At 59.1% G+C, this 2864-nt stretch carries 3 protein-coding genes; all 3 read right to left on the reverse strand.

The window, feature by feature from the left end; all coding sequences use genetic code 11:
• Positions 1–498 (reverse strand): Rpn family recombination-promoting nuclease/putative transposase (locus ABD654_RS05675; protein ID WP_344703139.1); only part of this gene is annotated, 498 nt, incomplete at its 3' end.
• A 186-nt stretch (positions 499–684) separates the two neighbouring features.
• On the reverse strand, positions 685–1272 hold the full coding sequence (locus tag ABD654_RS05680) for a hypothetical protein (RefSeq protein WP_344703141.1): 588 nt from the start codon (positions 1270–1272) through the stop codon (positions 685–687).
• A gap of 10 nt (positions 1273–1282) precedes the next feature.
• Positions 1283–2719 carry an acylphosphatase gene (locus ABD654_RS05685; RefSeq protein WP_344703143.1) on the reverse strand — a complete coding sequence of 479 codons (1437 nt, stop codon included), beginning with the start codon at positions 2717–2719 and terminating at the stop codon, positions 1283–1285.
• Positions 2720–2864: the final 145 nt, after the last annotated feature.

Below are 2864 nucleotides of genomic sequence, written 5' to 3' on the forward strand. Positions count from 1 at the left end.
ACGTTCTTCTACCAGATAATAGCGCAAATGCGGCTGAAAGGCGCGCAGGAAGCTCGGCGGCTTGGGGCTTACCATCTCGTAGACATCTTCCGCCGCTGTCCAGGGCTGGTTGCCATTATAAAGCACGATCGGGAATACCGGCGGGAACCCTTTCTTGGCCGTGGTGACGCCGTTTTTGATCAGATGGTCATGGAAGCTGGCGACGTAGTGCATCATCCGCAGCGGCATGCGTAAATCCACTTTGGACTGAAACTCCAACAGGATATACAGGTAGACCCGCTGGGTAATGCCTTCCCACGTGGCATTCACGGACCAGACCACGTCCTCGATCTTTTCTTCGTAGAGCGGCGTAATGTAGTGGCCGTTGTGCTGCTCCAGCGTGGAGAAGTCCATCAACGCGGCAATCTCGCTCGGTGCAAAGCCCTCGATCAGCTGCTCGACAAATTCAGGGTGGCTAAAGAGCTCTTTGTACCCGGTATCGTGGTGGTTGGTGGCCATGCGTGCTCCTGTGCAATAACTTCTAGTCTAGCACATCACGGCAACACCCACGGAAAAGCCCCTTTCTCGGGGCGTTTAGGCCGCTTATCCCGGCGGTGAGCAGGATAACCTTCACGGCGGGCTTCCGAGCGGAATAATGGCCTTCCTTGGCCTTTGACATCGCAGCTCTGTCCCTCTCGCTACCTTTTACTCTGAATGGGACACCAGCGCCGCCTGGGCCGCCTCTCGCTGAGGATGGTGTTGGTCTTCGTCATCCGGCCGGCGATAGAGGCGTTGCAAGAGCGCTTTGAGCCCCTTGTGCAGTACCCAGTACAACGGAGCTGCCGGCAGCATCAGCGGTGCATAGCTGTAGAAAAAATAGCCGCCCACACGGGGGTTGATGTGGACCCATACCTGCATCCCGGTCAGTGCGATGGTGCTGACGACCACCAACGGGACGCCGTATATCACCCAGCCGTTCTCGACGAGGTTCAGCCCTTTATCCGGGAAGTAAAGCGTGTCGCTGCCGCTGAGCCAGGCGTACCCGAAGGCGCGGGCCAGTTCATGGTTGCGGTATCCCCGTTGGGCCAATGCCTTCAAGGGCGGGCTGGCTTTTTCCCGCTGATACCCGTCGGGCAAGTCCTGCCCCACGATTCTTTCCACATCCGACAGGAAGCGCGTGATATCCCCCCTGGCGCTGTCCACCAACAGTGCCTGGGTGGTGGTTTCCTGTTGCCACGTCGCCAGCTCCGGCAACGTGTCCAGCGCCACTGATTTCCAGCGTGTGTTCGCCATGAGCTTTCCCCTAAGCCGTCACGGGGGTATCCAGGATCTTGATGCCTTGTGGAACGTCACCGTCCCATGCATCTACCTGCACATCGGCCACACGTGCGGATTCCGGCCCCTGCCGACATTGCGTGACCAGATGGTCAATGGCTTCCGGCTGGCCATGCACCACGGCATCCACTCCGCCATCGGGCAGGTTGCGGATATGCGCCTTCAGGGCGTGACATGTTGCTTGCTGTGCCAGCCATTGCCGATACCCCACGCCTTGAACGTGACCGGTAATGTGAAGCCAGCGACTCTCGGGCGTCAGCGTTTGCGCCGGCAGCGGTGTCCAGATATCCAGCAGGGCCGCCATCACGTCGCGGGGTTGATCAATCCCCCGGTAAAACCGGGACAGATCAGGCTGTATTTCAAGGGATTTGATGCCCCAGGCTTGCGTCTCGGGGCTTTGGCGTACATCCCTGACCACCAGCACTACGGTGGCGTGGCCCGGACGGTATAGCGCGTGCATGGCTCGTGCGCCGATGTCGACGATGCCCTGATGAAGGTGCTCGGTAACGTCAATACGCTGTGACGCATGTTCGACGTACGCGGCCAGTACGTGCTGGTTGCCAAGTAGCAGTGTGACTTCCTGCCCTTTTTTGGGGGCCTTGCGGGCAATATCCGCGTGTTTGAGTCGTTCGCCCAGCCAAGCACTATCACGCTGCACCTGTCGGCTTTCCAGCGGCGTGCGTGACGTCAGGCCCTGTGTCCAGATCAGGGCCGCAGGATCACCCAGCAATAGCGTATCGGGCTTCAGGCGATGAAAGGGCCAGTTACGTTCGCCAGCCAGCTGTTGGAGACGATCTTCTATCGTCAACGTATCGGATAACGGAACGCAACGCGGTGCCGGTGTCAGACAGCCCGGCTCGGGGTTAACCGGCATGGCCTGATGGTGGAAAGCATGCTCGATCAAGCGGCTGGCGACTTCGGTGGGGACGCCATACCGGGGAAAATGAAACTGGGCACTGATAGCCGGCGTGGACGCGTTGATTTCGGTCATCCAAAAGCGCTGCTGGTCGGTCATGTCTTCCACAAACACATCCACACCGCATACGGCGCTGGGGAACAGGTTTGCGGCCTGCCGGCAGGCGTCTATCAAGGCCGGTGACAGCTGTCCAGGACTTAGCGCAATATACTCTGCCCCCTGATTCGCCATATGAGAGTCGCCCAGCGTCACCCATTCACCGGATGCGGGAATATCATGACGACTTCTGCCGTGACGCACCAACGCGGGCGTCTCCTGAATCAAGGCCTTTGCCGTGGCAGGATTGTAGGCACGCTCGATATTTTTCGCCTGTATCAGCTCATCGATCGTCTGCTGGCCATCCCCGATCACGAAAGCAGAAACGCGGGCTGTGGCCGCCACATACTCACCGCCAATGAAATACACCCGGATTTCTTCGCCCTGGATCATGTCTTCGATCAGGACGGTCTTGCCAATCTGAGTGGCTTTTTCCCGGCTTATTCACCGGAACGCTGATTGGGCATCCTGAAGCCCCGGGGAGCCGGTAGCTCGTCGCCGAACGCCGATTTCGAGACGGCATCGTCTTCCGGTGACG

The sequence above is a fragment of the Halomonas cibimaris genome (genome assembly GCF_039537045.1).
Lineage (GTDB): Bacteria > Pseudomonadota > Gammaproteobacteria > Pseudomonadales > Halomonadaceae > Vreelandella > Vreelandella cibimaris.